This window comes from Pseudomonas sp. TMW22091, from assembly GCF_022496705.1.
Classification (GTDB): Bacteria; Pseudomonadota; Gammaproteobacteria; order Pseudomonadales; family Pseudomonadaceae; genus Aquipseudomonas; species Aquipseudomonas saxonica.
Genome location: NZ_SCFI01000003.1, coordinates 447972 through 472882, shown reverse-complemented (window position 1 = coordinate 472882; position 24911 = coordinate 447972). Strand labels below are relative to the sequence as shown.

Annotated in this window: 30 protein-coding genes and 1 pseudogene; 12 read left to right on the top strand and 19 right to left on the bottom strand. The window is 56.3% G+C overall.

All coding sequences use genetic code 11. From position 1 onward, the window contains the following. Window positions 1-14: 14 nt before the first annotated feature. Complete coding sequence (gene gcl / locus EQV93_RS08805; RefSeq protein ID WP_240891381.1) at window positions 15-1790, bottom strand: glyoxylate carboligase; 1776 nt, start codon at window positions 1788-1790, stop codon at window positions 15-17. Between the two features lie 265 nt (window positions 1791-2055). Here gcl and EQV93_RS08800 point away from each other — a divergent pair, with 265 nt between their 5' ends. Continuing rightward, complete coding sequence (locus EQV93_RS08800; RefSeq protein WP_122782978.1) at window positions 2056-2496, top strand: GlcG/HbpS family heme-binding protein; 441 nt, start codon at window positions 2056-2058, stop codon at window positions 2494-2496. A 162-nt stretch (window positions 2497-2658) separates the two neighbouring features. Here EQV93_RS08800 and EQV93_RS08795 read toward each other — a convergent pair whose 3' ends face one another. Then, entirely contained in the window at window positions 2659-3264 is a 606-nt protein-coding gene (locus tag EQV93_RS08795; RefSeq protein ID WP_122782977.1) for a TetR/AcrR family transcriptional regulator, read from the bottom strand. 133 nt (window positions 3265-3397) lie between these two features. On the opposite strand from EQV93_RS08795, the gene EQV93_RS08790 reads away from it, so the two are divergent. After that, the gene (locus tag EQV93_RS08790; protein WP_122782976.1) at window positions 3398-4339 is read left to right on the top strand and encodes a DUF808 domain-containing protein; all 942 of its coding nucleotides are present in this window, start codon (window positions 3398-3400) and stop codon (window positions 4337-4339) included. Here EQV93_RS08790 and EQV93_RS08785 read toward each other — a convergent pair. The 9 genes from EQV93_RS08785 to puuE form a co-directional block, all read right to left on the bottom strand. Continuing rightward, a complete protein-coding gene (locus EQV93_RS08785; RefSeq protein WP_240891380.1) occupies window positions 4336-5541 on the bottom strand; it encodes an MFS transporter in 1206 nt (401 codons plus the stop codon). The two genes, EQV93_RS08790 and EQV93_RS08785, sit on opposite strands and share 4 nt — an antisense overlap. A 118-nt stretch (window positions 5542-5659) precedes the next feature. Next, a complete protein-coding gene (locus EQV93_RS08780; protein ID WP_122782974.1) occupies window positions 5660-6445 on the bottom strand; it encodes an outer membrane protein OmpK in 786 nt (261 codons plus the stop codon). 378 nt (window positions 6446-6823) lie between these two features. Continuing rightward, a complete protein-coding gene (locus EQV93_RS08775) occupies window positions 6824-7609 on the bottom strand; it encodes an outer membrane protein OmpK (RefSeq protein WP_240891379.1) in 786 nt (261 codons plus the stop codon). Between the two features lie 154 nt (window positions 7610-7763). Next, window positions 7764-9128: a nucleobase:cation symporter-2 family protein gene (locus EQV93_RS08770; RefSeq protein ID WP_122782972.1), complete on the bottom strand. Its 1365-nt coding sequence runs from the start codon at window positions 9126-9128 to the stop codon at window positions 7764-7766. An 81-nt stretch (window positions 9129-9209) separates the two neighbouring features. After that, window positions 9210-10502 carry a urate hydroxylase PuuD gene (locus tag EQV93_RS08765; RefSeq protein ID WP_122782971.1) on the bottom strand — a complete coding sequence of 431 codons (1293 nt, stop codon included), beginning with the start codon at window positions 10500-10502 and terminating at the stop codon, window positions 9210-9212. Between the two features lie 49 nt (window positions 10503-10551). Beyond that, window positions 10552-11055, bottom strand: a complete 504-nt coding sequence (locus EQV93_RS08760) for an ureidoglycolate lyase (RefSeq protein ID WP_122782970.1) — start codon at window positions 11053-11055, stop codon at window positions 10552-10554. Window positions 11056-11191: 136 nt separating this feature from the next. Further along, window positions 11192-12187 (bottom strand): allantoicase, encoded by a 996-nt coding sequence (gene alc, locus EQV93_RS08755; protein WP_122782969.1) that lies wholly within the window; start codon window positions 12185-12187, stop codon window positions 11192-11194. 61 nt (window positions 12188-12248) lie between these two features. Continuing rightward, window positions 12249-12764 (bottom strand): 2-oxo-4-hydroxy-4-carboxy-5-ureidoimidazoline decarboxylase, encoded by a 516-nt coding sequence (gene uraD, locus EQV93_RS08750; RefSeq protein ID WP_146426396.1) that lies wholly within the window; start codon window positions 12762-12764, stop codon window positions 12249-12251. Next, on the bottom strand, window positions 12761-13690 hold the full coding sequence (gene puuE / locus EQV93_RS08745) for an allantoinase PuuE (protein ID WP_146383681.1): 930 nt from the start codon (window positions 13688-13690) through the stop codon (window positions 12761-12763). The genes uraD and puuE overlap by 4 nt, the downstream gene beginning before the upstream one ends. 375 nt (window positions 13691-14065) lie before the next feature. Between puuE and uraH the strand changes: the two genes are divergently transcribed. Beyond that, a complete protein-coding gene (gene uraH, locus EQV93_RS08740) occupies window positions 14066-14419 on the top strand; it encodes a hydroxyisourate hydrolase (protein ID WP_122782965.1) in 354 nt (117 codons plus the stop codon). A 218-nt stretch (window positions 14420-14637) separates the two neighbouring features. Here the strand turns inward: uraH and EQV93_RS08735 are convergent, their stop codons facing one another. Further along, complete coding sequence (locus tag EQV93_RS08735; protein WP_146383679.1) at window positions 14638-15264, bottom strand: LysE family translocator; 627 nt, start codon at window positions 15262-15264, stop codon at window positions 14638-14640. A gap of 102 nt (window positions 15265-15366) precedes the next feature. Beyond that, window positions 15367-15807, bottom strand: a complete 441-nt coding sequence (locus tag EQV93_RS08730) for a MarR family winged helix-turn-helix transcriptional regulator (RefSeq protein ID WP_122782963.1) — start codon at window positions 15805-15807, stop codon at window positions 15367-15369. 82 nt (window positions 15808-15889) lie between these two features. Between EQV93_RS08730 and EQV93_RS08725 the strand changes: the two genes are divergently transcribed. Further along, window positions 15890-17056 carry an aminotransferase-like domain-containing protein gene (locus EQV93_RS08725; protein WP_240891378.1) on the top strand — a complete coding sequence of 389 codons (1167 nt, stop codon included), beginning with the start codon at window positions 15890-15892 and terminating at the stop codon, window positions 17054-17056. 10 nt (window positions 17057-17066) lie between these two features. Then, a complete protein-coding gene (locus EQV93_RS08720; RefSeq protein WP_240891377.1) occupies window positions 17067-17669 on the top strand; it encodes a glutathione S-transferase family protein in 603 nt (200 codons plus the stop codon). 18 nt (window positions 17670-17687) lie between these two features. Here the strand turns inward: EQV93_RS08720 and EQV93_RS08715 are convergent, their stop codons facing one another. The 3 genes and pseudogenes from EQV93_RS08715 to EQV93_RS08705 form a co-directional block, all read right to left on the bottom strand. Further along, window positions 17688-18059 carry a glutaredoxin family protein gene (locus EQV93_RS08715; protein ID WP_240891376.1) on the bottom strand — a complete coding sequence of 124 codons (372 nt, stop codon included), beginning with the start codon at window positions 18057-18059 and terminating at the stop codon, window positions 17688-17690. Window positions 18060-18160: 101 nt separating this feature from the next. Beyond that, entirely contained in the window at window positions 18161-18706 is a 546-nt protein-coding gene (folE, locus tag EQV93_RS08710) for a GTP cyclohydrolase I FolE (protein ID WP_122782959.1), read from the bottom strand. Window positions 18707-18727: 21 nt separating this feature from the next. Beyond that, window positions 18728-18946 (bottom strand): annotated as a pseudogene (locus tag EQV93_RS08705) (site-specific integrase); the annotation flags it as partial. Between the two features lie 227 nt (window positions 18947-19173). Between EQV93_RS08705 and EQV93_RS08700 the strand changes: the two are divergent. The 6 genes from EQV93_RS08700 (at window position 19174) to EQV93_RS08680 (ending at window position 21790) form a co-directional block, all read left to right on the top strand. Beyond that, entirely contained in the window at window positions 19174-20460 is a 1287-nt protein-coding gene (locus EQV93_RS08700) for an S-type pyocin domain-containing protein (RefSeq protein WP_240891375.1), read from the top strand. Between the two features lie 2 nt (window positions 20461-20462). After that, window positions 20463-20723, top strand: coding sequence for a bacteriocin immunity protein (locus EQV93_RS08695; RefSeq protein WP_146383674.1), 261 nt, complete (start codon window positions 20463-20465; stop codon window positions 20721-20723). Window positions 20724-20797: 74 nt separating this feature from the next. Further along, on the top strand, window positions 20798-20923 hold the full coding sequence (locus EQV93_RS22510) for a hypothetical protein (RefSeq protein ID WP_425281159.1): 126 nt from the start codon (window positions 20798-20800) through the stop codon (window positions 20921-20923). Window positions 20924-20925: 2 nt separating this feature from the next. Then, window positions 20926-21186, top strand: a complete 261-nt coding sequence (locus EQV93_RS08690) for a bacteriocin immunity protein (protein WP_240891374.1) — start codon at window positions 20926-20928, stop codon at window positions 21184-21186. Window positions 21187-21227: 41 nt separating this feature from the next. After that, window positions 21228-21488 carry a bacteriocin immunity protein gene (locus EQV93_RS08685; RefSeq protein WP_146383672.1) on the top strand — a complete coding sequence of 87 codons (261 nt, stop codon included), beginning with the start codon at window positions 21228-21230 and terminating at the stop codon, window positions 21486-21488. Between the two features lie 41 nt (window positions 21489-21529). Further along, window positions 21530-21790 (top strand): bacteriocin immunity protein, encoded by a 261-nt coding sequence (locus EQV93_RS08680; RefSeq protein WP_146383671.1) that lies wholly within the window; start codon window positions 21530-21532, stop codon window positions 21788-21790. 197 nt (window positions 21791-21987) lie between these two features. Here EQV93_RS08680 and EQV93_RS08675 read toward each other — a convergent pair whose 3' ends face one another. The 3 genes from EQV93_RS08675 to EQV93_RS08665 all read right to left on the bottom strand — a co-directional run bounded on the left by EQV93_RS08675 (window position 21988) and on the right by EQV93_RS08665 (window position 23664). Further along, a complete protein-coding gene (locus EQV93_RS08675; RefSeq protein WP_059762984.1) occupies window positions 21988-22545 on the bottom strand; it encodes a Smr/MutS family protein in 558 nt (185 codons plus the stop codon). Window positions 22546-22608: 63 nt separating this feature from the next. Next, window positions 22609-22929 (bottom strand): hypothetical protein, encoded by a 321-nt coding sequence (locus EQV93_RS08670; RefSeq protein WP_146383670.1) that lies wholly within the window; start codon window positions 22927-22929, stop codon window positions 22609-22611. A 144-nt stretch (window positions 22930-23073) separates the two neighbouring features. Continuing rightward, window positions 23074-23664 (bottom strand): cysteine hydrolase family protein, encoded by a 591-nt coding sequence (locus EQV93_RS08665; protein ID WP_122782952.1) that lies wholly within the window; start codon window positions 23662-23664, stop codon window positions 23074-23076. A gap of 271 nt (window positions 23665-23935) precedes the next feature. Between EQV93_RS08665 and prmB the strand changes: the two genes are divergently transcribed. After that, window positions 23936-24844, top strand: coding sequence for a 50S ribosomal protein L3 N(5)-glutamine methyltransferase (gene prmB / locus EQV93_RS08660; protein WP_146383669.1), 909 nt, complete (start codon window positions 23936-23938; stop codon window positions 24842-24844). Window positions 24845-24911: the final 67 nt, after the last annotated feature.

Below are 24911 nucleotides of genomic sequence, written 5' to 3'. Positions count from 1 at the left end.
GTATGGGCGATTGATTAATCCAGCATCGAAATGGCGGTGGGTGCATCGTTACCCACCAGCGCCAGGTCTTCAAACTCATTAACGGCGTTAATTTCAGTGCCCATCGAAATATTGGTCACGCGTTCCAGAATGATTTCGACCACCACCGGCACGCGGAACTCTTTGATCAGCGCCTGAGCCTGGCGCAATGCAGGCTGGATCTGCCCCGGCTCGAATACGCGCAGTGCCTTACAGCCCAAGCCCTGGGCAACGGCCACGTGGTCGACACCATAGCCATTCAGTTCCGGTGCGTTGAGGTTGTCGAAAGACAATTGCACGCAGTAATCCATTTCAAAACCGCGCTGTGCTTGACGGATCAAACCCAGGTAGGAGTTGTTCACCACGACGTGGATGTAGGGCAGGTTGAATTGCGCACCTACGGCCAGTTCTTCGATCATGAACTGAAAGTCATAGTCCCCCGAAAGGGCCACGACATTGCGCTCCGGGTCGGCCTTGACCACCCCCAGCGCGGCCGGGATGGTCCAGCCCAGCGGGCCGGCCTGACCACAGTTGATCCAGTGGCGCGGTTTGTAGACGTGCAGGAATTGCGCACCGGCAATCTGTGACAAACCGATGGTGCTGACGTAGCACGTGTCTTTGCCGAACACCTGATTCATTTCTTCATACACGCGCTGTGGTTTGACCGGCACGTTGTCGAAGTGAGTCTTGCGGTGCAGGGTCGCCTTGCGTTGCTGGCAGTCTTGCAGCCAGGCGCTGCGGTTTTTCAGTTTGCCAGCGGCTTTCCATTCACGAGCAACTTGCAGGAACATATCAAGGGCAGCGCCCGCGTCGGACACAATGCCCAGATCGGGGGTGAACACCCGGCCAATTTGGGTTGGCTCAATGTCGACATGGATAAACGTGCGGCCTTCGGTGTACACCTCCACCGAACCAGTGTGACGGTTGGCCCAGCGGTTGCCGATGCCCAGCACCACGTCGGACTTGAGCAGGGTAGCGTTGCCGTAACGGTGCGAGGTTTGCAGGCCGACCATGCCGACCATCAGCGGGTGATCATCGGGGATCGTGCCCCAGCCCATCAGAGTCGGAATCACCGGGATGCCGGTGAGCTCGGCAAACTCCACCAGCCGTTCACTGGCATCGGCATTGATCACGCCACCGCCGCTGACCAGTAGCGGCCGTTCGGCCTGATCAAGCATGGCCAAGGCTTTTTCCACTTGCACACGAGTCGCAGTGGGTTTAGCCAGGGGCAGGGGCTCGTAGGCGTCGATATCGAATTCGATTTCTGCCATTTGCACATCAAAGGGCAGGTCGATGAGTACCGGGCCGGGGCGTCCGGAACGCATTTCATAAAAGGCTTTCTGGAAGGCATACGGCACCTGGCCTGGCTCCAGCACGGTGGTTGCCCACTTGGTGACCGGTTTTACGATGCTGGTGATGTCGACCGCCTGAAAATCTTCTTTGTGCATCCGTGCCCGTGGTGCCTGGCCGGTGATGCACAAAATCGGGATCGAGTCGGCCGAGGCGCTGTAAAGACCGGTCACCATGTCTGTGCCGGCCGGGCCGGAGGTGCCGATGCACACACCAATGTTACCGGCCTTGGTACGGGTGTAGCCCTCGGCCATGTGCGAGGCGCCTTCCACGTGGCGAGCAAGGACGTGATCGATACCGCCCACCTTTTGCAGGGCTGAGTACAGCGGGTTAATGGCGGCGCCGGGGATACCGAATGCGGTATTGACACCTTCGCGACGCATCACCAAAACGGCGGCTTCGATTGCTCTCATTTTGCTCATTGCTTTGTGCCTCTTACGTTTTGTAATTGTATACAAGTGGCTGTGTGGCGAGTGTATTCATCCTCGCGGCAAGAGGTCAATGAGTTTTATTGAAGACGTGAATGAACGCTTGAAGGCCCAGTATTTCGAGGTTTGGTGCGTTTAGAAGCTTTTTTGGTGTTAAAAATTGTATACAAAGCACATTATTATTGTGTTCTATTGGTTGTATTGATGCCTGTCAGCAGGCGCCTAAAGGCTTTCCAATAACACCATAAGGACGGCAACCATGAGTGCTTTAACCTTGAAAGTCGCTTTAAACCTGACCGCGCAGGCACTGAGCGCAGCACGTCAGATAAACGCTGCGCCATTGACCGTTGCGGTGCTCGACAGCAGCGGGTATTTGTTGGCGTTGCAGCGCGAGGATGGTGCCAGCCTGTTGCGACCCAGTATTGCGATTGGCAAGGCGTGGGGTGCCATTGCGTTGGGCAAGGGGTCGCGTTTGCTGGCACTGGATGCGCAGCAACGACCGGCTTTTTACGCGGCACTCAATGGCATGGGGCGCGGCGATATTGTGCCGGTGCCGGGCGGGGTGTTGATCCTTGATGAGGCCGGTAACGTGTTGGGTGCGGTGGGCATTAGCGGCGATACGTCGGACATTGACGAACAGTGCGCAATCAGCGCGGTTGAAGCCCAAGGCTTGCGCGCCGATGCGGGTGTAGTGGCTTAGCACCGCAACCCCGTAGCAGCTGCCGCAGGCTGCGTTCGGCTGCGTAGCAGTCGTAAACCAGAACCTGCGGTGTGCCTGACACGCCCTGAATGCTGATTTTACGACCGCTTCGCGGCCGAACGCAGCCTGCGGCAGCTGCTACGGAGCGTGTGTGGGAGGCTTTTAGTCTGGCGCACAGCCTTTGAGCACGAGGCGGATGATCGTTTGTGTTGCCGCTTCGTAATCGCTGTCGTCGAGTTTGGCCTTGCCAGTGATGGCGGAGATTTGCCAGTCGAAGTCAGCATAGGTCTGCGTCGCCGCCCAGATGCTGAACATCAGGTGATGGGGGTCTATCGGGGCGATCTGGCCGCGATCGATCCAGGTCTGGATGCATTCGATGTTGTGTTTGGCCTGGGCGTTGAGCAACTCCACTTGGGTTTCGCTCAGGTGCGGTGCGCCGTGCATGATTTCGCTGGCGAACACTTTTGAGGCAAACGGCAGGTCGCGGGAAATCATGATTTTTGAGCGAATGTAGTTGCTCAGCACTTCATTGGGCTCGCCGTCGGCATTGAACGGCGTCGACACGCGCAGTATCGGCTCGATAATGCTTTCAAGCACTTCGCGGTAGAGGTTTTCCTTGGACTTGAAGTAGTAATAAACATTGGGCTTGGGTACACCGGCCTTGGCGGCGATGTCGCTGGTTTTGCTCGCGGCGAAACCCTTGTCAGCGAACTCTTCGCTGGCGGCTCGCAAAATCAGGTGCTTATTACGTTCACGGATGCTGCTCATAAAACGGGACTTTCCTTGCCGGCTCGGGCGGTCGGGCATGGTAGCACCGGGCCTGTGAGCGGCTCAAGATTGCAGCTCGGCGGTGCTTACGCGCTATGCTTGGAGTAATTCAACCCTCAAGGAATACCCTTTCATGGCTGGCAGTAGTTTGCTGATGTTGCTCGACGATATCGCCGCCGTTCTCGATGACGTCGCACTGATGACCAAAATGGCCGCCAAAAAGACTGCTGGGGTGCTCGGTGATGACCTTGCACTCAATGCGCAGCAGGTTTCTGGAGTACGGGCTGATCGCGAGCTGCCGGTGGTGTGGGCAGTGGCCAAAGGCTCGTTTCGCAACAAGCTGATTCTGGTGCCTGCGGCGTTGGCGATCAGTGCCTTCATCCCGTGGGCAGTGACGCCGTTGCTGATGGTGGGCGGTGCGTATCTGTGTTTCGAAGGGTTTGAAAAGCTGGCGCACAAGTTTCTGCACAGTCAGGACGACACTCAAGCGAAGCGCAAAGCCAGACAGGAAGCTTTGGCCAATGCCGAGGTCGATGTGGTGGCGTTTGAGAAAGATAAAATCAAGGGCGCCATTCGCACTGACTTTATCCTCTCGGCTGAAATCATTGCTATCACCCTGGGCACCGTGGCGGATTCACCACTGATTCAACAAGTGGTGGTGATGTCAGGCATTGCGATTGTCATGACCATCGGTGTGTACGGTGTGGTGGCCGGTATCGTGCGGCTGGATGATGGCGGCCTCTACTTGACCCATAAAACCGGTGAGGGCGCCTGGGCGCGCTTCCAGCGCAGTTTCGGTCGCGTCGTGTTAAGCGCGGCGCCGTACATGATGAAGAGCCTGACCATCATCGGGACGGCGGCCATGTTCATGGTCGGCGGTGGCATTCTGACCCATGGTGTGCCGGTGCTGCACCACGGGGTCGAAACCATTGCCGCCAGCGTAGCCCCCTATGTCGGCCCGTTGTCGGTGATTGTGCCGACACTGGTCAACGCCGTGGCTGGCATTATTGCCGGTGCCGTGGTGCTGGCAGTGGTCACCGGCGTCAGCAAGCTCTGGCGCGCCGTCAAAGGTTAAGCCAGTGAGGCCGGGTGTGGGTTGGTGCTGTTTTGCAACAGGCGATACCCCAACACAGCAAACAGCAACATGCCCAGACCTGCGGCCAGCGATACGCTGAAACCGGCTCGGGCACCGTAGGCGTCAATCACCCAGCCGCCAGCGACGGCGCCCAGCGCCACACCGATACCCAGCCCGGTAATCATCCAGGTCAGGCCTTCGGTCAATTTGGCGGGCGGGACGATATTTTCCACCAGCCCCATCGCGGTAATCAGGGTGGGGGCGAAGAACAGACCTGCGACGAACATGGCCGCTGCCAGCGTGGCGATGCTGCTGACCCACATCAGCGGCACCACGGTGAGCGCGGTGGCCGCGGCGCCGAACAGGAACAGTTTGGGCAACGGTATCTTGAGTTTCAGTGTGCCAAACACTAGCCCGGCGATGCACGAACCCAGCGCGTACACCGACAGCACGATGCTGGCGGCAGCCGGTTGGCCTTGATGCTGGGCAAAGGCCACGCTGACCACGTCAACGGTGCCGACTATGGTGCCCAGCCCGAGCAGGGCCATCATCAAAATCACCACCGGGCCCTGGCGCAATACGGTGCCGCTATGCTCGTCACTGCGCGGGTGTACGGGGGGTTCGGTTTTCCGTTGCATGACAAACAGGGTCACACCGACGGCCAGCAAGATGGCTGCCAGTAGTGGCCCTGCTTCGGGAAACAGGCCCACGCTCAGGCCCACGGAAATCGGTGGGCCGACGATAAAACACACTTCATCGAGTACCGACTCGAACGAGAAGGCCGTGTGCAATTTGGGCGAGCCGCGATACAGCTCGCTCCAGCGTGCGCGGACCATTGCTGGCATGCTGGGGATGCATCCGGACAGTGCCGCAAAGACAAACAACGTCCAGTTGGGTGCGCCCAGATGACTGCACAACAGCAGGCCCAGCAGCGCGCATACACCAATCGCGGCCACGCCGGGCAATACGCGGCGTTGCCCGTAACGGTCTACCCATCGAGAAATCTGCGGTGCCAGCAAGGCCATGGCCAGCGCGAAGGTTGCGGCCACTGCGCCCGCCAGCCAATACGAGCCGTGCAGTTGCGCAAGCAAGGTGATGATGCCGATGCCGGTCATGGAAATCGGCATACGAGCAATCAGGCCCGCAGCACAAAAGGCCTTGGTTCCGGGGGCGCTGAAAATCTCGCGATAAGGGTTCGCCATACAGGCTCCGCAGCATTGGGAATGCGCGCGAGTGTAAAGGCTATGTGCGGGGAGTGGGAAGATTGTGTGGTAGCGCTGAGACGCAGCTTCCTTGCGCGTCCGCAGTCACCGACAAGGATCAGAAGTGATACTTGACCAGCAGGCTTGTGGTGTTCTGATTGGTTTTGAACGAGCTGCTGTCTTCAATCCCGTATTTGTTTTTCCAGTAGTCGTATTCAACGCCGACGTACAACTGCTTGGCGCCCCAGCTCAATGCCTTGCCCAAGTCATATTTGATCTGTGGGTTGAAGTGCAGGTTGGCGTGGTACGTGCCACGGGAGTTCTGGTCATTATCCACGACCCAATCCATGTAGCCGTCGATGACCACATCGGATTTGCCCGCGGGGATGGTATAGGACCACACAGGGGTGATCTGCCATACGCCACGTCCGGCGCGGCTGCCTTCCGGGAAGCGCTGGTAGAAGTTCAGCTGGAAGTAATCGAAACCTGGCACGTTCAAGTCGAAGCCCGGGCCGATCAGGTAAGCGTCGGAGTCACCCTCACCGAACTCGTAGGTCAAGGCCAACAGCACGTCTTTGATCGGGCCAAATTCAAGTTTCTGATCGAAGATTTTGCCGAACGACAGTCGAGGTGTGAACTCGCCATAGTAGGTGTTAGGGCCGACGTTGCCGTCTTCCTTGCCGTTATAGAAAATACGGTCGAGGAAGAAGAAGTTATCACCGTATTTCCAGCTGTCAGCGTGCTCGAAGGTCAGGGTTTGCTGAATCTTCGGGTTGACCTGAAAGTCCTTGCCATACAAATAAGTCAGGCTGTTGGTTTGCCACTGAAACAGGTCTTCGGCGACTGCCGTGGTCCCGCCCATCAAGCTCCCCGCAAGCATCAGGCCGGTAAGTGTGCGCTTCATTCGGTTGCTCCAAACGTTAAGGTTGCTGCCGTTGGGTGAACCTGCGCTCTGAATTGGCGCCTTGGTTCCGGCTTTTATAATCAGTATTAAAAGTTGCCTGAAAGGTCAGGTTTAATGCTTAGAGCAAAGACTGGGCCATAACGAATTCCGGCCAACATTTATCGCTCGACTGTCACGTGGCAGTTGAGTGAATAAGGTGGAGAAAAGGTGTTAAACACGTTGTTTAGACGTATTAAGTTGGCTTTGAAGTCAGCTTTAAACAGCGCTCGCCTTTGAGAGGGCGCGCAGAATACTGGCTCTGGGCTTTACACTCAAGTGCCCTGTTATTGCGCAATGAATCAAGTTGAGCGCGATCGCAGGGCAGGGCAGGTGTTTAAACTAAAAGTGGACTTTGATAAGAGCGCTGGCGGTGTTCTGGTTAGTGTCCAGACGGCTGCTGCTTTCGATGCCGTATTTATCCTTCCAGTAGCTGTATTCAATGCCGACATACAGTTGTTTTTCGCCCAGATTCAGCGCGCGACCCAGGTCATATTTGATTTGTGGGTTGATGTGCAGGTTTGAGTGGTACGTACCGCGCGAGTTTTGATCGTTGTCGACCACCCAGTCGATATAACCATCGATCAACAGGTTGGAGCGGCCCAGGGGAATGCTGTATGAGAACGATGGCGTGATTTGCCAGGTGCCCGTGCCAGGGCGTGGCCCCTCGGTATGGCGGCGATAAAAGTTCAAGGTGAAGTAATTGAACCCCGGCACGGCGAGGTCGAAGCCCGGGCCGATCAGATAGGCTTCACTGTCACCTTCGCCGTACTCATAGGTCATGGCCAGCAACACATCCTTGATGGGACCGAATTCCAGTTTCTGATCGAAAATCTTGCCGAACGACAGGCGCGGGCTGAACTCGCCGTAGTAGGTGTGCGGGCCTTTGTTGCGGTCTGGCTTGCCGTTGTAGAAGATGCGGTCGACAAACAGAAAGTTGTCGCCGTATTTCCATTTGTCGGCATGCTCGAAGGTGACAGTTTGTTGTATCGAAGGGTTGATGGCGAAGTTCTTGCCGTAGAGGTAAGTCAGGCTGTTGGTTTGCCATGAAAACAGATCACCGGCCATGGCCTGACTGGCAGCCAAAAACCCACCCGCGAGCGTGACGCCCCAGTGTTTGCAGTGCATGGGTAACTCCCTTTTTATTGTTTTTTACTGCAAAAGCGCCCTCACCCTAGCCCTCTCCCGGAGGGAGAGGGGACTAAAAGCAAGAGCAGTGTTGTGCAGCGCCGCGAATCAGCCCCCTCTCCCTCTGGGAGAGGGTTGGGGTGAGGGCCAAGGGTTAATGCTGATGCACATGCCCGCTCATGGCGGCACGGCCGGCGCCGCCCATGACGTTGAACATCAGGTTCAGACACACCGCACTAACGGCGGCCATGGCAATTCCGCTGTGGGTGATAGGCCCCATCCACATCGGCAGATGCGCGAAGAACTCCGGGCGTACCACAGGGATCAAGCCCATGCCGATACTGACCGCCACCAATAACTGATTGCGACGGTCGGCAATGTCCGCTTCCTGGAGAATTTTGATCCCCGTGGCGGCCACCATGCCGAACATCGCGATGGCCGCACCGCCCAACACTGCAGGCGGAATCGATGCCACCAGAAACGCAGCCTTGGGCAGCAGGCTCAAGGTAATCAGAAATACCCCGGCCATGATGGTCACCGAACGACAGCGCACCCCCGTCATTTGCACCAGACCGATGTTCTGCGCGAAGGAGGAGTGCGTGAAGGTATTGAAAAAGCCCGCCAGGAACGACGCGCCGGCATCACACAGCAGCCCACGACGCAACATGCGCGGGGTGACTTCCTGCCCGGTGATTTTGCCCAACGCCAGAAACATCCCGGTGGACTCGACAAAAATGATCACCACCACCAGACACATGGACAAGATCGGCGCCAAGTGAAACTCCGGCATGCCGAAGTGTAAGGGCGTCACCACTTGAAACCACGGCGCCAGGCCGATGCCGTTCAGGTCGACCATGCCCAGAGCGCCCGACAACAGGTAGCCCAGAGCCATGCCGATCAGCACCGAAATGTTGACCCAGAAGCCCCGCATAAAGCGGTTGATCAACAAGATAGTGCCCAGCACCAGCGCTGCAATAAACAAGTAGATCGGCGAACCGAACTGTGCGGCTGCGCTGCCGCCGCCTGCCCAGTTCACGGCGACCGGAAACAGCGACAAACCGATAGACGTGATGACGGTGCCCGTCACCAGTGGCGGAAAGAAGCGCACCACTTTGGACATGAACGGCGCAATGATCATGCCGAAAAAACCGGCCGCAATGGTTGCACCAAAAATGCCGGTCATGCCAATGCCCGGCATGCCAGCCATTGCCACCATACTGCCCACCGCGGCAAAGCTGGCGCCCATCATCACGGGCATGCGAATGCCCATCGGGCCAATGCCCAGCGACTGCACGATGGTTGCAATCCCCGCCACCAGCAGGTCAGCGTTGATCAGGAAGGCTATCTCCTCACGACTCAGACCGGCGGCCTGTCCGATGATTAACGGCACCGCAACGGCGCCCCCGTACATCAACAACACATGCTGCAAACCGACCAGAATCAATTGCAACAACGGCAACCGCTGAATGGGCGGCGGGGCGGTCACGGCGGGTATGCGCGGTTCGGTTAACTCGGACATGCAACACCTCGGTCTTTTTTATTGTTGTGAGCTAGTGGTGTGTAAATGCGGGCGCCATTAACGGCGCCCACAGTCTGTAGGTCAGTTGGTTTGAGCTCCTGCATTGATCCAGGCGCCGACAAGTTCACGCTCTTGCTGGGTCATCTGAGTGATGTTGCCCAGCGGCATGATCGGACTGGTGACGGCTTGGGCCTGAATACGGGCAGCCATCACTTTGATTTGTTGCGCGGTGTCGAACATCACACCTGCCGGGGCCGCACTGAACAGCGGGCTGGTGGGCGTGGCGGAATGGCAGACCGTGCAGCGCTCCTGGATCACTGCATGGACTTTTTCGAAATCAACGCTGGCGACTGGGGCTGCGGGCGCTGCGGGGGCTGCAGGTGCCGGTGGCGGCGCATCGGCCGCTCTGACCCCGCCTACTGCTGTTTCAGGCAGCGGTTGATACTTGATCACCTTGGCGGTTTCGGGGCCGGTAGCCGGTGGTTTAGGGCCGGTGACATAGGCCAGACAGACCATGCTCAGCGCGGCGACCGGCAGGGTCCAGGCATATTTATGGCTGTTGTGGCGGGTGTTGAAGTAGTGGCGTACCAGCACGGCCAGCACCGCGATCCCGGCCAGAATCAGCCAGTTGTATTGGCTGCCATAGGTGCTCGGGAAATGGTTGCTGATCATGATGAACAGCACCGGCAAGGTGAAATAGTTGTTGTGGCGCGAACGCAACAGGCCTTTGGCCGGCAATGCCGGGTCGGGTGAGCGGCCTTCTTTGATCGCGGCCACCAGTGCGCGCTGGGCGGGCATGATGATGCGGAATACGTTGCCGACCATGATGGTGCCGATGATGGCGCCGACATGCAGGTAGGCACCCCGTCCGCTGAACACTTTGCTCAGGCCGAACGCCGCTGAAACCAGCAATACAAACAGGATAAAACCGAGCAACGCCGGGCGTTTGCCCAGGGCGGAGTCGCACAGAAAGTCGTAGATGAACCAGCCGGCAATCAATGAGCCGATACCGATGGCCACCGCTTCAGGGCCGCTCAGGCTACTGCCGGGAGCGATCAGGTACAGCGCGGGGTTGAAGTAGAACACCAGGCACAGCAGGGCAATCCCTGACATCCAGGTGAAATAGGCTTCCCATTTAAACCAGTGGAGGTTTTCCGGCATGGTCGGTGGTGCAAGCTTGTATTTCTCGAGGTGATAAATACCACCGCCGTGAATCGCCCATAAATCGCCCGCCAGGCCGTCTTTGGGGTGCGCCCGATTGAGGTTGTTCTCAAGCCAGACAAAGTAAAACGACGCGCCGATCCAGGCCACACCGGTAATCATATGAATCCAGCGTACGCTCAGATTCAGCCATTCCATTAGATGTGCTTCCACAGTCTTTACCTCTTGCCCGTCGTTCTTTTTTGAACGTTGAGGCCTTCTCTTATTGGTGGGGGGCGAGGATCAATTGCTCATCCTCTTTAAAGAAATGCTCATCGCAGTTATTGCCGCTGCCACTGCGATCAACCACCAGGAAGTCATCCCGCTTTTCGATCGTCAGCACCGGGTGGTGCCAGACGCCGCGATGGTAATTAATGCCCTGCCTGCCATTACTGACAAAAGCGCGGACCAGGCCTGATACAGGTTCATCGCCAACTGGCGCGACCACGATCAGAAAGGGGTTGCCGAGCAGCGGAATAAAAGCCTGGCTGCCCAGCGGATGGCGCTCCAGCATACGCACGGTCAAAGGCATGTCCTGCGCGTCGGCGCGGAAGATGCTGATGATGGCTTTGTCTTCTGGCGTAGCCGTTTCGACCTCGGCCAGACGATGAAAGCGCATGGTCGAACCGTTATTGATCATGAAGTGATCGCTGCCATCGGTTTCAATCACATCACCGAAGGGCGCGAAGGCTTCTTTGGTCAAGGGTTCAATCGTCAATGTGCGCATGGTGGTCTTCTTTTTCTAATGACTGTCAGGTGTTCGTTTTGCTTTTGTATCCGCTGCCGCAGGTGGCGAAGCGACCCTGCTGTTGAAGGCCCTTCGGACCTTATTGCAGCCTGCGGCAGCGGCTACACTTGCGGCGTTATTTAGCGACTTTGCCCAGAATGCGCAGGCGGCTTACACCACCGTCCGGGAACAGGTTCAGACGAACGTGGGTGATCGGGCCAAGGGCTTTGATCTGTTCGCTGAAACTATGCTCGGCGTGCATGTCCATTTTTTGGCTGGGCAGCAGTTCACGCCAGAACAGGCTCTGGGTTTCGATCTGGCTGTCGGTGCCGCCTTTGACGAAAGCGCCCTGAATCGAGCAGGAGTCGGGGTAGTTGCCCTTGAAGTGCAGGGTGTCGATGACGATTTGCTCGATCACGCCAGCATGGCCCAGCGCAACGATGACCCAGTCGTTACCCGGTGTGCGGCGACGTGCGGTTTCCCAGCCGTCACCCATGTTGATGCCACGGCCCGGGTTGAGGATGTTGCTCATGCGCCCGAAGTGTTCGTCGGAACAGGCGAGTGCGCGGCCACCGTTCAGGGCTGACGCCAGGTCAACCTGTTCGTTGTCGCCCACGGCGGACCAGTCACGGAACGGCACACCATAGACACGCAGGCGGGCCACGCCGCCGTCCGGGTAGATGTTGAAACGCAAGTGGCTGAACGCCTGATCGTTGTTGATTTCGTGGTAGTGATGGCTGTTGCCTTGCAGTTCGACGGCCGACAGCACTTCAACCCACTGAGTATTGGCGTCAGGTTCGCCCGACGCCAGGAAGCAGGCTTCAAGCGAGGCAGACGGCGGGAAGTTGCCGGTGAAGAATGAAGTGTCGATGTCCACGCCTTTGATCGAGCCTGGAACGCCGAGGCGGATGACGGCACTGTCATAGCCTTCAAAGCGTTTGCGGCGCGACTCCCAGCCGTCCATCCACTTGCCGTTGTCATCGAAAACGCCCTCCTTCCACACGGCCGGGGTCGGCTGGAACAGGCGGTTGGCGTCGGCGAACCAATCATCGGTCACGGAGATGATTTTGGTGCCCAGGCGGGCATCGGCCAAGTTGACGAACTTCTCGAACGGTACGGCGTAAGCTTTCATTCTTCTGGTCTGCCTTTAAAAAAGTGGCTGGGGATCCGTTGCCGACAGGTGCCGGCCCGGCTTAGAGCTGGAGTAATCGGAACAGGGCGATCTTGTTGATTTCTGCCAACGCACACTTGAACTCGACGTCTGCCGGGTTGTGGATGCGCGTTTCGAACGCGGCGAGGATCTGGTGCCGGTCGCTGCCTTTTACCGCCATGATGAAGGGAAACTTGAACTTGGCTTTGTAGGCTTCGTTCAGCTCGGTGAAGCGTTGAAACTCTTCGGCCGTGCATTGGTGGATACCGGCGCCAGCTTGTTCGTGGGTGCTGGCTTCGGTGAGTTGGCCCTGAACGGCAGCTTTGCCGGCCAGGTCCGGGTGAGCATTGATCAGTGCCAGCTGGCTGGCGTGATCGGCGCTCAACAAAATGTCACTCATGCGTTGGTGCAGGGTCTGGATGTCATCGACGCTGGCGTCCAGGCCCAAGTCGTAGGCCTTTTCGGCCACCCACGGCGAGTGCTCGTAAATATCGGCAAAGGCTGCCACGAACGCTTCTCGGCTCAGTTGAGAAGGCTTGAGGGTGGTGAAGGCGCTCATAGGGCGGTCTCTGCGTTGAAAGGGTGAGTGGCGTGCCAGTGGCGTGCAATGTCGACGCGGCGGGTAAACCAGACCTGTTCGTGACTTTTGGCGTATTCAATAAACCGCTTAAGGGCGGCCAGACGGGCAGGGCGGCCAATCAGGCGGCAATGCAAACCGATGGAAAGCATTTTTGGCGATTCAGCGCCTTCGGCGTAAAGCACGTCGAAGGCGTCCTTTAAGTACTGGAAAAACTGCTCGCCCGTGTTGAACCCTTGCACCTGAGTGAAGCGCATGTCGTTGGTGTCCAGCGTGTACGGAATCACCAGATGCGCTTTGCCTGTGGGGTTATTCGGTTCCCAGTAGGGCAGGTCATCGTCGTAGGTGTCGGAGTCGTACAAAAAGCCGCCTTCTTCCATCACCAGTCGTCGCGTATTGGGGCCTGTGCGCCCGGTGTACCAGCCCAGAGGGCGTTCGCCGGTGATCTCGGTGAGGATGCGGATCGCTTCGAGCATGTGCTCGCGTTCCTGGGCTTCATCCATGTACTGGTAGTCGATCCAGCGATAACCGTGACTGCAAATCTCATGGCCTTCGGCGACCATCGCGCGAATGACATCCGGATGGCGCTGGGCGGCCATCGCCACGGCGAAGACGGTGAGCGGGATGTTGAATTCGCGAAACAGTTTGAGCACGCGCCACACGCCGGCGCGGCTGCCGTATTCATAGAGCGATTCCATGCTCATGTTGCGCTCGCCTTGCAGTGGCTGCGCGGACACCATTTCAGAGAGGAACGCTTCAGACTCTTTGTCGCCGTGGAGGATGTTGCGCTCACCCCCTTCTTCGTAGTTGAGTACGAAAGACAGGGCAATGCGGGCGTTGTCCGGCCAATGAGGGTGCACAGGGTTTGGACCGTAACCAATCAGGTCGCGTGGGTAGTCGGCGCTCACTGCAGTCTTCCTTATTGTGGGTGTTAACAGTTGATTGGCCAGACCTGGCGTCACTGCGCTGGCCTGATTGTATACAACTTTATAATCCATTTGTAACCCTGCATGCATGCATTTTTACCATGTATGTTTCTGGAAAGGTACTTGCAAGAAACTTGCCTGATTGGTCAGGTTATGAATCCGAAGTCGCTTTAGGCTATGGGTTTCGTGGAATACGGCTCGAAGCCACGTTAAACGCGGGCTGCGCTTTGTCGGGGTTTTAATTGTGTACAATTTTGATAATAAGTGTCTTAATCTTTGCAGCGCCGTTTTTTTGGGTGGCCCCAAAAAGGTTCGGCAATGCTTTCATTTACCGCTGGGTGGAGGTTGCGCAATCGTATGGGACGTTTGACTACGCACGTTTTGGATGCTGCACACGGCTGTCCGGGCAGCTCGATCAAGGTCGAGCTATACCGGGTGGAGGGTTCGCAATTGACGCTGGTGGCGACGGCGCTGACCAACAGTGACGGTCGTTGCGACGCGCCGCTGTTGCAGGGTGATGACTATCAGTCCGGGGTTTATCAGGTGCAATTCAGTGCGGGGGATTACTACCGTGCACGTGGCGTGCAACTGCCCGAGCCGGCGTTTCTGGATGTGGTGGTGCTGCGTTTCGGGATCAGCGCCGAGCAGGACCATTACCATGTGCCGCTGCTGATATCGCCCTATAGCTACTCGACGTACCGCGGCAGCTAACGGTTTCGTTCTGCGCATGTGGTTCTTTGCCCGCTCACACTGCGGGCTTTTTTTTGCCCGCAGATTGCCACTCTTAGCAGCTGCCGAAGGCTGCGTTCGATTGCGAAGCGATCGCAAAATCAGCGGCTCGGGTTAACTGAGAGACCACGCACTCTGTTTTTACGACGGCTGCGCCGCCGAACGCAGCCTTCGGCAGCTGCTACGAACGGCGCATCGTTTTAGCGGCTCAACAACGACGCGGTGCCCGCCACGCTGAACAGTCCGGCACTGACGCGGTTAAACCAGCTCTGGCCTTTGCCGCTGCGCAAATAGCCCGCCGCACCGTGGGCGCCAAGGCCGTAGGCCAGCTTGCACAGCAGGTCGAGCACGGTCCAGGTCGCGATCATGACCAGCAACTGTGGGAGGAACGGCTGGCCAGGGCTAAGAAATTGCGGCAGGAAGGCGGCAAAGAACAAAATATCCTTCGGGTTGCTGGCGCCCAGTACGAACGCGCGCCCAAACAGTGCACCAAAGCGCGGTTTCGGTGCGGCTACGGGTACATTCGCCGCCGTGGCAGGCTCGCGTGATTGTTTCCAGCTTTGCCAGGCCAGATAAAACAAATACAGCGCCCCCACGATTTTCAGCACGCTGAACAGTTGCTCCGAGGCCAGCAGCAGGGCGCCCAGGCCCAGTGCCGAGGCACTGAGCAGGCAAATCGAAGCCAATACCCCGCCCAGAAAGGCCGGATAAGAACGCCGCAGGCCATAGTTCAAACTGTTGCTGATCATCAATAGCGACAGGGGCCCCGGTATCAGAATCACTATCAATGCCGCGCTGCTGAACAGCAGCCAGGTTTCCAGACTCATCATGTCCTCCATGCACAATCCCCCGCGCACCATTGCCGGGTCACTTGATTTATGACTTTGTATACAAAAAAAGCAAGTTTTGTTTTTAGTTGGCGTGGTGCATCAAGACAGTCGGCTCTGGCCCAGCGCCGTGTTGATTGCCAACCAGCCATTGACTGCCTCTTCGCCAGCCTGGGCGAAGACCCGTTGCAGCAGCTTGACCTGTTCGCGGCGTAAATTGGCTTCAAAGCGCACCCCCTCTACGGTCAGCTCCAGCAGTCGCTTGCGCTTGTCAGTCTCGGGAGCCACGCTGCGCACCAGGCCCATTTCTATGAGCTGGCGCAAGGGTGTGTTCAGTGCTTGCTTGCTCACGCCGAGCAGTGAGAGCAATTCTTTGACGCTGACGCCGGGGTGATGGGCGATAAAAAAAACGATGCGCTGATGCACCCGACTCAGCCCACGACGCGCCAACATTTCGTCCGCTTTGGCGGTAAATGCTTGATAGCCAAAGAAGAACGCTTCCATGGCGTTACGCTGAATGGTTGGATTTTTAAGGTCAAGCATATTGACGTATCTAGGCTTCGCGGCGTAATTTCGGTCAATCAGTTTGACTTATTTCCAATTACTTCTGCTACCGGTGATCTGTATGGCCTTCTCCGAACGTGTTTCCCGCCTGAAAAGCTCTTTGATTCGCGAAATTCTGGCTGCGGCCCAGCGTCCGGAAGTCATGTCGTTTGCAGGCGGTCTACCGGCTGAAGCCATGTTGCCCAAAGTTGACTGGAGCGATATGCCCGCCTCAATGGGCCAGTACGGCATGAGTGAAGGCGAGCCGGCGTTGCGTGAAGTGCTGGCCGCTGAAGCCCGTGCCTTGGGCGTGGATTGTGACGCCAGCCAAGTGATAGTGCTGAGCGGCTCGCAACAGGCGCTGGACCTGGCTGCCAAGCTGTACATCGACAAAGGCACCGAGATCATGCTCGAAGCGCCCACTTACTTGGCCGCGCTGCAAATCTTCCAGCTGTTCGGTGCTGAATGCCTGAGCTTCCCGCTGCTGGCCGACGGTCCGGATCTGGCGGCGCTGCGCGTTGAGTTGACTCGGCACAAGCCTGCTTTCATCTACTTGATTCCGACTTTCCAGAACCCATCTGCCGTGCGTTACAGCGAAGCGAAACGTGATGCCGTGGCAGCTTTGCTGGATGAGTTTGGTGTCACCCTGATTGAAGACGAGCCGTACCGCGAATTGAATTTCGATGGCGGCAGCGCCACGCCCATTGTCAGCCGTCTGAAAAAAGCCAGCTGGATCTACACCGGGACTGTGTCCAAAACCTTGCTGCCGGGTTTGCGTGTCGGGTTCCTGATTGCCAGCCCGGATTTGTTCCCGCACTTGTTGCGTCTTAAGCAATCGGCGGACTTGCACACCAACCGTGTCGGTCAATGGCAAGCCTTGCAGTGGATCGGCACTGAAAAGATGAACAGTCACCTGGCTGAGCTGCGCGACTTCTACCGCGTGCGCCGCGATGGCTTCCAACTGGCGCTCGAAGAGCATTTCAGCGACCTGGCAGACTGGCATGTGCCTCAGGGCGGGCTGTTCTTCTGGCTGACTCTAAAGCAGCCCTTCGATACCCGCACTTTGCTCAAGCCTGCGCTGGAGCAGAACGTGGCGTTTATGCCGGGTGAGCCGTTCTTCGCCAATCCGGATGAAAACGTCGGCAGCCTGCGCCTGAACTTCAGCCATATCGACCCTGAGCGTCTGCACGAAGGTCTCAAGCGTCTTGCTTCGGTTATTCGTCAAGCTCAGGCCGCACAGGCGGCCTAAAGGAGTTGTGATGCTCAAGGTTTACGGCGATTACAACTCGGGCAACTGTTACAAGGTCAAGTTGATGCTGCATTTGCTGGGCCTTGAGTATCAGTGGCACTCGGTCGACATTCTCAAGGGGGAGGCGCAAGCACCCGCGTTTCTGGCTAAAAACCCGAACGGCAAAGTGCCGGTGCTGGAGCTGGAAGACGGCACATGCCTGTGGGAATCCAATGCGATTCTTAACTTTCTGGCCGATGGCAGCGACTTTTTGCCGGGCGAACCGCGTTTACGCACGCAGGTGTTGCAGTGGCAGTTTTTCGAACAGTACAGCCACGAACCCTACATTGCGGTAGCGCGGTTTATCGAGTTTTACCTCGGCTTGCCGCAGGAGCGTCTTGAGGAATATCGCAAGCTGCAAACTCGCGGTTACAAGGCTTTGGACGTGATGGAGCAGCAGTTGGGGCGCACGCCATATCTGGTGGGCGAGCATTACTCCATCGCCGACGTGACGCTGTATGCGTACACCCATGTGGCGCATCAGGGCGGTTTTGATCTGAGTGCTTATCCGGCTATTACGGCGTGGCTGGAGCGAGTGGCCAGCCACCCGCGCCATGTGACCATGTTGCAGTAGTCGCTGACGGCTCAGCGTTTAAACTGCCCCAAACCGCTGGTTCAAGTAGTCAATGATCACTTTGGAGTCGTACATCCAGGTGGTCATGCCGTCTTCTTCGATGCGCAGGCAAGGCACTTTGATCTTGCCGCCTTGCTCCAGCAGGGTCTGGCGATCCTGCTCGTTGTTCTTGGCGTCACGCAGTGCCACGGGCACATTCAAACGACGCAGGTTACGACGGGTTTTTACGCAAAACGGGCAGGCATGAAACTGGTACAGCGTCAGGTCTTTGGCGGCTTGATCGACCTGCGCCTGTTCGGCTGCGCTACGTTGTTTTTTGCTTGGGCGGGTAATGAAATCGCCCGCGATGATCAACTGACCCAGGCCTACGCGAAGCGCTTTGATAAACACAGTAAAAGCCTCATTGGCGTTTAAGAAAGCGCGAAGCTTACCTGAAATTGGTAGGCGAAAAAAAACCGGCGATGAACGCCGGTTCTTTTTGGCACGCCGAGTTACTTGATCAAGCTAAGAAATTCTGTGCGCGTGGCCGCATTGTCGCGGAATTCGCCCAGCATCACCGAGGTGATCATCGACGAGTTTTGCTTCTCGACACCGCGCATCATCATGCACATGTGCTTGGCCTCAATCACCACGGCAACGCCCAGGGCACCCGTCACCTGCATGACGGCGTCGGCGATCTGGCGGCTCAGGTTTTCCTGAATTTGCAGGCGACGGGCATACATGTCGACGATGCGCGCAACTTTCGACAAGCCCAGCACTTTGCCGCTTGGAATGTACGCGACGTGAGCCTTGCCGATAAACGGCAGCAAGTGGTGTTCGCACAGCGAGTAAAGCTCGATGTCCTTGACCAGTACCATTTCGCTGTTGTCCGAGCTGAACAAGGCACCGTTGGTGACTTCTTCAAGCGTCTGCTCGTAACCGCGGCAAAGGTACTGCATGGCCTTGGCGGCACGCTTTGGCGTGTCCAGCAAGCCTTCACGGGATACGTCTTCACCAAGCTGGCCCAGAATGGCGGTGTAGTTTTGTTCCAATGTCACAGGGCTATTTCCATGCGGGTTTCATAGTGGCACTTCGTCGGGTCGTACCAATGTTGTACCAATCAGGCGGTGTTCGAGTGTCCCGAGCTCGCTCCAGTCAGTACTGGGATCAAGCCACTGAGCGTCAGTTGATAGCAACCCTTGCACGCTGTGGCCAAGCTGATTGGTGATAAACGCAGGGTTCATGCCTGCCATGGGGCACATGGTAGCGTAGGTGTGCCTCCAGTTGCATGAGCGACGTACGATGAAATTCGAATTTGGCAGGCTTCGCGCAACGGTGCATCCGCAAAATGGCTCAGAAATACCCGTAATGCCAAGAGACATTAACTGACAGCGGTGGGGTGTTGCGCCCCCCCCTTGAATGGTTCTTTTGTTCGGCTTCGTACAATCGAATCGGAAAGGGCCGACATCAATTATCCAGTACCCCTTCATAGAATCGCCTGCTCATCAATCAGGCGGATTGCTATATGGCTCAAGAGCCCTGGAAGGATTACTGCTGCCCGGCGTGCTATGCCCGGGTATTGAAGGCGAGGGCCAGGGCCGTCGAACTCAAAAGCAGGGAAGTGCCTTACACCCCCGCGGCGCCACGACCGCCCCCCAAACCTGCGCCGCCCCCCACATTACAACCGCCGACCAAAGGCTGTGTGTTTGCCAAGTCGTGCACGCTGCCCAATGGCGTGATCGAGCATAAAAATCCCAATGGTTTTGTGCCCCTTGAGTCGCTAACCGAGTACGGCGCTTACGCGGTACTGGGAACGGTGGGTGAGATCACCTCGGCTGGCACGCCATTGGGCTGGGTGGGAGGCTCTGGCAGTGCCGCCTCTGTGGTCACACGATTGGGCGGCAATTTGGCGCTCGCGGCGACCAGCACGGGGTCGGCAGTCGGCGTGCCTTTTCTGGTGGGCAGTGCCGCGTTATTGATGCCCAACACGACCTCGCCTGACAGTGCTTTTTATAAGTCCGAACAATACGCCCAGCTGAGCCAAGGCAATACCCAGGTTCGAATGAACCTCAAGTATCTGGACGATGACGCGGTGAGTGTTTACGGGTTCTACACTGGCAACCAACCGGACTGGAGACAAGTTCCGGTCATCGCTGCGTTACCCCGCGGCGAACAACTGGTGGCCGATGTAGGCAACGGTCTGGAGGTGATCTGGACCCCGGCCGTCGACACCGGCGCGGTGCTGGGTATCCCGGCACTGGAAGGAATGACGCTCAAGCCTGGGGCCTGGGTATTCCCGGCGACCGAGCAAACCGACCGGATTCTGGAAAACCCGGAACATCCACCGCAGTACCAGGATTTCATCATCTGGTTTCCCACCCAGCCGCAGATTGCGCCGATCTATCTGTCGCTTAGTGTGCGCTATGCGCCGGGAGTGGTGTCAGGAGCAGGGGAGAATGTGTCGGGTGTATGGCTTGATCATGCCAGCAGCGGCATGGGGGCGCCCATTCCGACGGCAGTGGTCGATGTGCTTCGGGGGAGAACGTACAGCAGGTTTGATTCGTTCAGGCGTGCGTTTTGGAGAGAGGTTTCGAGGGTGCCGGAGCTGGCGGATCAGTTCAATGTTCGAGTTTTACAGAAGGCACAGAAAGGAAATGCTCCATTGGTAGATTTTTTCGACAAAGCAGGGAAAAGACAACGTTATGAGTTACATCATTTAACGCGAATAGTGGATGGTGGTAGCGTATATGACGTCGATAATATACGTGTAAACACCCCTAAAAATCACATAGCGCTTCATGAGCAGGAGTGAACATGGAACTTAGAAAAGCATTGAGCGACTACACTGAACGTCAGTTTGAACAGTTTGTTCAGGAAATGATTGACGATGTTGGTACGGAAAATTATCAAGACGAATTGATGTATCACTTTGATCTTCTTGTGGGGGAACTAGGTGGGACTAATTTGATTTTTTACCCTCAGCCCGGTGTAGATGACTCAGCAGAAGGCATCACAAAAACGGTTAAAGCATGGTGCGAAGCCAGAGGCTTGCCCGGTTTTAAATCACGGTTTTAAGGCTCTGGATATTGTAAAGCTCTGGAGAATCCGAATGACTGCTTACTCAATTGCTATTTAGGATTGGGCAGGCAATGCATGGTTTTAGTTTTGAAATGCATTGCAGGGTGCGAATAGTCGATGGTGGAGCGGTTTATGGTGTAGACAACCTCCGTATAAATACCCCTAAAAATCACATAAAGCTGCACGAAAGAGAGTAATTATGGAACTTAAGAAGTCGTTAAGTGAATACACCGAAGCTGAATTCAAAAGGCTTGTACAAGAAATAGGTGAGGATATTGGTACTGAAAAGTATCAAGATGAATTGATAGGGCATTTCAGGGATCTAGTTAACGGGGTGGGCGGGGCAGATTTGATTTTCTACCCTGAGCCCGGCGCAGATATTTCAGCAGAAGGCATAATGAACACGGTTAAGGCAAGGTGCGAGGCCAAGGGCTTGCCCGGTTTTAAATCACGGTTTTAGGATTTATGAAATTACGTGAAACTTAATGATGGAGAGTAAAATTGGAATTTAAAAAAGCATTGAGCGATTACACGGAATATGAATTCAAACAACTGATCACAGAAATAAAAGAAGATGTTGGTACGGAAAAATATCAGGACGATTTAGTATTTTATCTTAATGAGTTGATCGGGCCCGTTGGTGGTTCTGATTTGATCTTCTATCCGAAGCCTGGAGCAGACAAGTCAGCTGAAGGTATCGCTAAAACTGTTAGCGATTGGTGCGAAGCCAGCGGTTTGCCGGGTTTTAAACCTCGGTTTTAGGACTCTCGAAATCACGTAAAACTCAATGATGGAGAGCGAGTATGGAATTAAAAAATACGCTCAGTGATTACACGGAGCTCGAGTTCAAGAAATTAGTCAACGAAATAATAAAAGTTTATGGCACCGAAAAATATCAAGATGAGTTGATAATTCATTTCAGATTTTTGGTTAAGGACGTTGGTGGGGCGGATTTGATTTTCTACCCTGAGCCTGGCGCAGATGTTTCAGCAGACGGCATAATTAACACCGTAAAAGCTAGGTGCGAAGCCAAAGGCATGCCGGGTTTTAAACCAAGGTTTTAAAAGTCTTCTTGCGAATTCCACATTTGCCTGTCACCCGTTTTTAGATAGGGGCAGGCAGGTACGTGGGCGGCAGAAAACTAATGGCATGATCGCGCATTTGGTTTTTTTCACGTACCGAGGAGGCCTGATAGTCAACCTCACTGCCGTCAGACGGTAGTACGCAACTCGTTCGGCACTCCCTGTGTCGCGCCCCGACGTTATTCGTCGCGACCCTCCATCATGGTGCGTTTAAGCATGACATATACCGCTCCGGCGCCACCGTGTTTAGCCTGGCAGGAGCAAAATCCCAGTACCTGTGAGTGCTGTCGCAGCCAAGTGTTGACGTGGCTTTTGATCATGGGACGCTTGCCGTCCAGGCGCACGGCCTTGCCATGGGTCACGCGCACACAGCGCACTTCGAGGCGGGTGGCTTCGCTGAGAAATTCCCACAGGGTTTCCCTGGCCTTCTCGACGGTCATGCCGTGCAGGTCAAGGCTGCCCTCAAAGCTGATCTGGCCAAGCTTAAGTTTGCGCATCTGGCTTTCTTGCACGCCGTCACGCGCCCAGCTCAACTGATCTTCAGGGCCTACATCAATGACAAACTGGTCAGACAAGCCGTCGATAATGGTTTCATTGCTGCGCACGATAGCGTTTTGCCGCAGTTTGGCCAGTTGCGCACGGTCAGCTTTGGGTTTTCCAGTGTCAGCCCGATCATGTTTGATCGGTTTAACACCGCGAATTTCATTTTTAAAAAGAGAAAAGTCGTCGTCTTGCATGTCAGCCTCCGCGAAGGTCGGACAGTTTACCCAAGTCGACGGCTAACGTGCGCTGGATGTGCCTCAGTCGCGTTTTTTCATCAGGTGCGCTGCCATGTTAAGGCCCAGGGGTTGGCGCATCTGGCGGCGCCGACGGCGCCACAGCCATGCACCCAGCCACGTGATGAACAGGCCGATGACAAGGACGACGGCAGCACCCGCGGGGCTGGCGTTGAGGTCGCCCAGTGCCGCCGGTTGGCCAATCAAGCTGCTGGCACCCACGACAAGCACGAGTGCACCGCAGAGGGTCAGTAGAGCTGCGAACGTCAGTACCAGTCGCGAGCGCCAGTTACTGTGTGCTTTGGGACGCAAGCGCCGCGCATCAAAACCATCGGCGATTTTCATTCCGATATTTCCTTAAAGGGTATCGGCCCTTCGACAGGAACATGGGCAGGTTGTTCCGGAGGATGTTCAGAAATGAAGGGTAAACGTGTCGCAGAGGGTGTTTACCGATAGGCGGCGCAGTCGTCCGCCTATCCAGAGGCGCGATCAGATGAGGTTTTGAGTCAGTGCCAAAGTAGCGAAATTGTCATTCATGATGGCCATTTCGGTTCTCTGCACGTCGGCGGCGGGGATGATGCCATCGCGTGTAGGCAAGTCGCGGGTGGCGCATGCATCTTCGACCAGGGTGCAACGAAAACCATAGTCCTTGGCGGCGCGCACGGTGGTGCTGACGCTGGAGTGGCTCATGAAGCCGCAGACGATCAAGTCCAGCGGGCCGGCTTTTTCAAGCGCTTCTTTAAGACCTGTGTCATTGAACGCGTTGGGCATGCGCTTTTCGATGATGACTTCATCGTCGGTGGCCTCAAGGCCTTTGATAAATTCGCCGCGCTCGCCCTGCGGGTCGAACAGGCCGCCAACGGTACCCAGATGGCGTACGTGGATCACCGGACGCTTGGCCCTGCGGGCTGCTTCGAGGAGCGCAGCAATGTTGGCGGTGGCGGCCTCCATCCCCGACAGGGCCAAAGGCCCGCTGAGGTATTCTTTCTGCGCATCGATGATCAGCAAGCTGGCATTACTCAGGCTGGCAGCGGCATAACCACGCCCGGTAAGTTGAAACATCGTCTTTAAAGCGGACATTCAGGGGCTCCTTTGGGTAGGGCTTTTGCGACATTCTCCACTGACCGAGCGTTTATGTGAATGGCTAGTCGTGTAAGGCACGTAGTTGTTGGCCTACAGCGATGTCAAGTGTCAGTGCATCAGTGCAAAAATGTACAAAATGGAACGAACCGTGCCTTCAGGCAGGGTTTTTAGCTTCAGTGCCTGGGGTTAAAACCACCGCCGGGCACAACTTTGGCTGTCTAGAGGTTTGGCTGTTAGAATCGTCGGTCGATTTTTAGGAGTAAGGCCATTGATCACTTCCCGCCTGCGCACTTTGCGCGACCATATTCGCTGGGCCGTTAGCCACTTTCATGGGGAAGAGCTGTTCTTTGGTCATGGCACCGACAATGCTTGGGACGAAGCCCGTCAATTGGTGCTGGGTGCACTGAACCTGCCTTGGGAAATCGCGGACAGCTACCTTGATTGCCGTTTGGAAGACGATGAGCTGGTCAATCTGCAGCATTTGCTCAAGCGCCGAATCGAAGAGCGTGTGCCAACCGCTTATCTGCTGGGTGAAGCCTGGTTCTGCGGCATGTCGTTTATCGTTGATGAACGCGTGTTGATCCCACGTTCGCCGATTGGTGAGCTGATTGAAAAACGCTTTGAGCCTTGGCTGGCCAGCGAGCCTGCGCGCATTCTTGATTTGTGTACCGGCTCGGGCTGTATCGGCATCGCGTGCGCGTACGAATTCCAGAACGCCGAAGTAGTGCTGGCCGACCTGTCGTATGAAGCCCTTGAAGTCGCCAATCAAAACATCGAACGCCATGGCGTGGATGAGCGTGTTTACACGGTTCAGGGCGATGGCTTCGATGGCCTGCCGGGTCAGCGTTTTGACCTGATCGTGTCAAACCCGCCGTATGTCGATGCTGAAGACTTTGCCGATATGCCAGCGGAATATCAGCATGAGCCTGAATTGGGTCTGGCGTGCGGCGATGATGGACTCAATCTGGTGCGTCGTATGTTGGCCGAAGCAGCTGATCACATGACCGAAAAGGGTTTGTTGATTGTTGAAGTGGGCAACAGCCAGGTTCACGTTGAAGCGCTTTACCCGGAAGTTGATTTTGCCTGGCTGGACTTTGAACGTGGCGGTCACGGCGTGTTTATGTTGACGGCGCAGCAATGCCGGGAACATCAAGCGCTGTTTGCTTCGCGCGTTTAAGAAGGGCCAGTAGCTGCTGACGAGGAACGAAGGCTGCTCGTCAGCGGCTACAGTTTTTAGCTTGTGC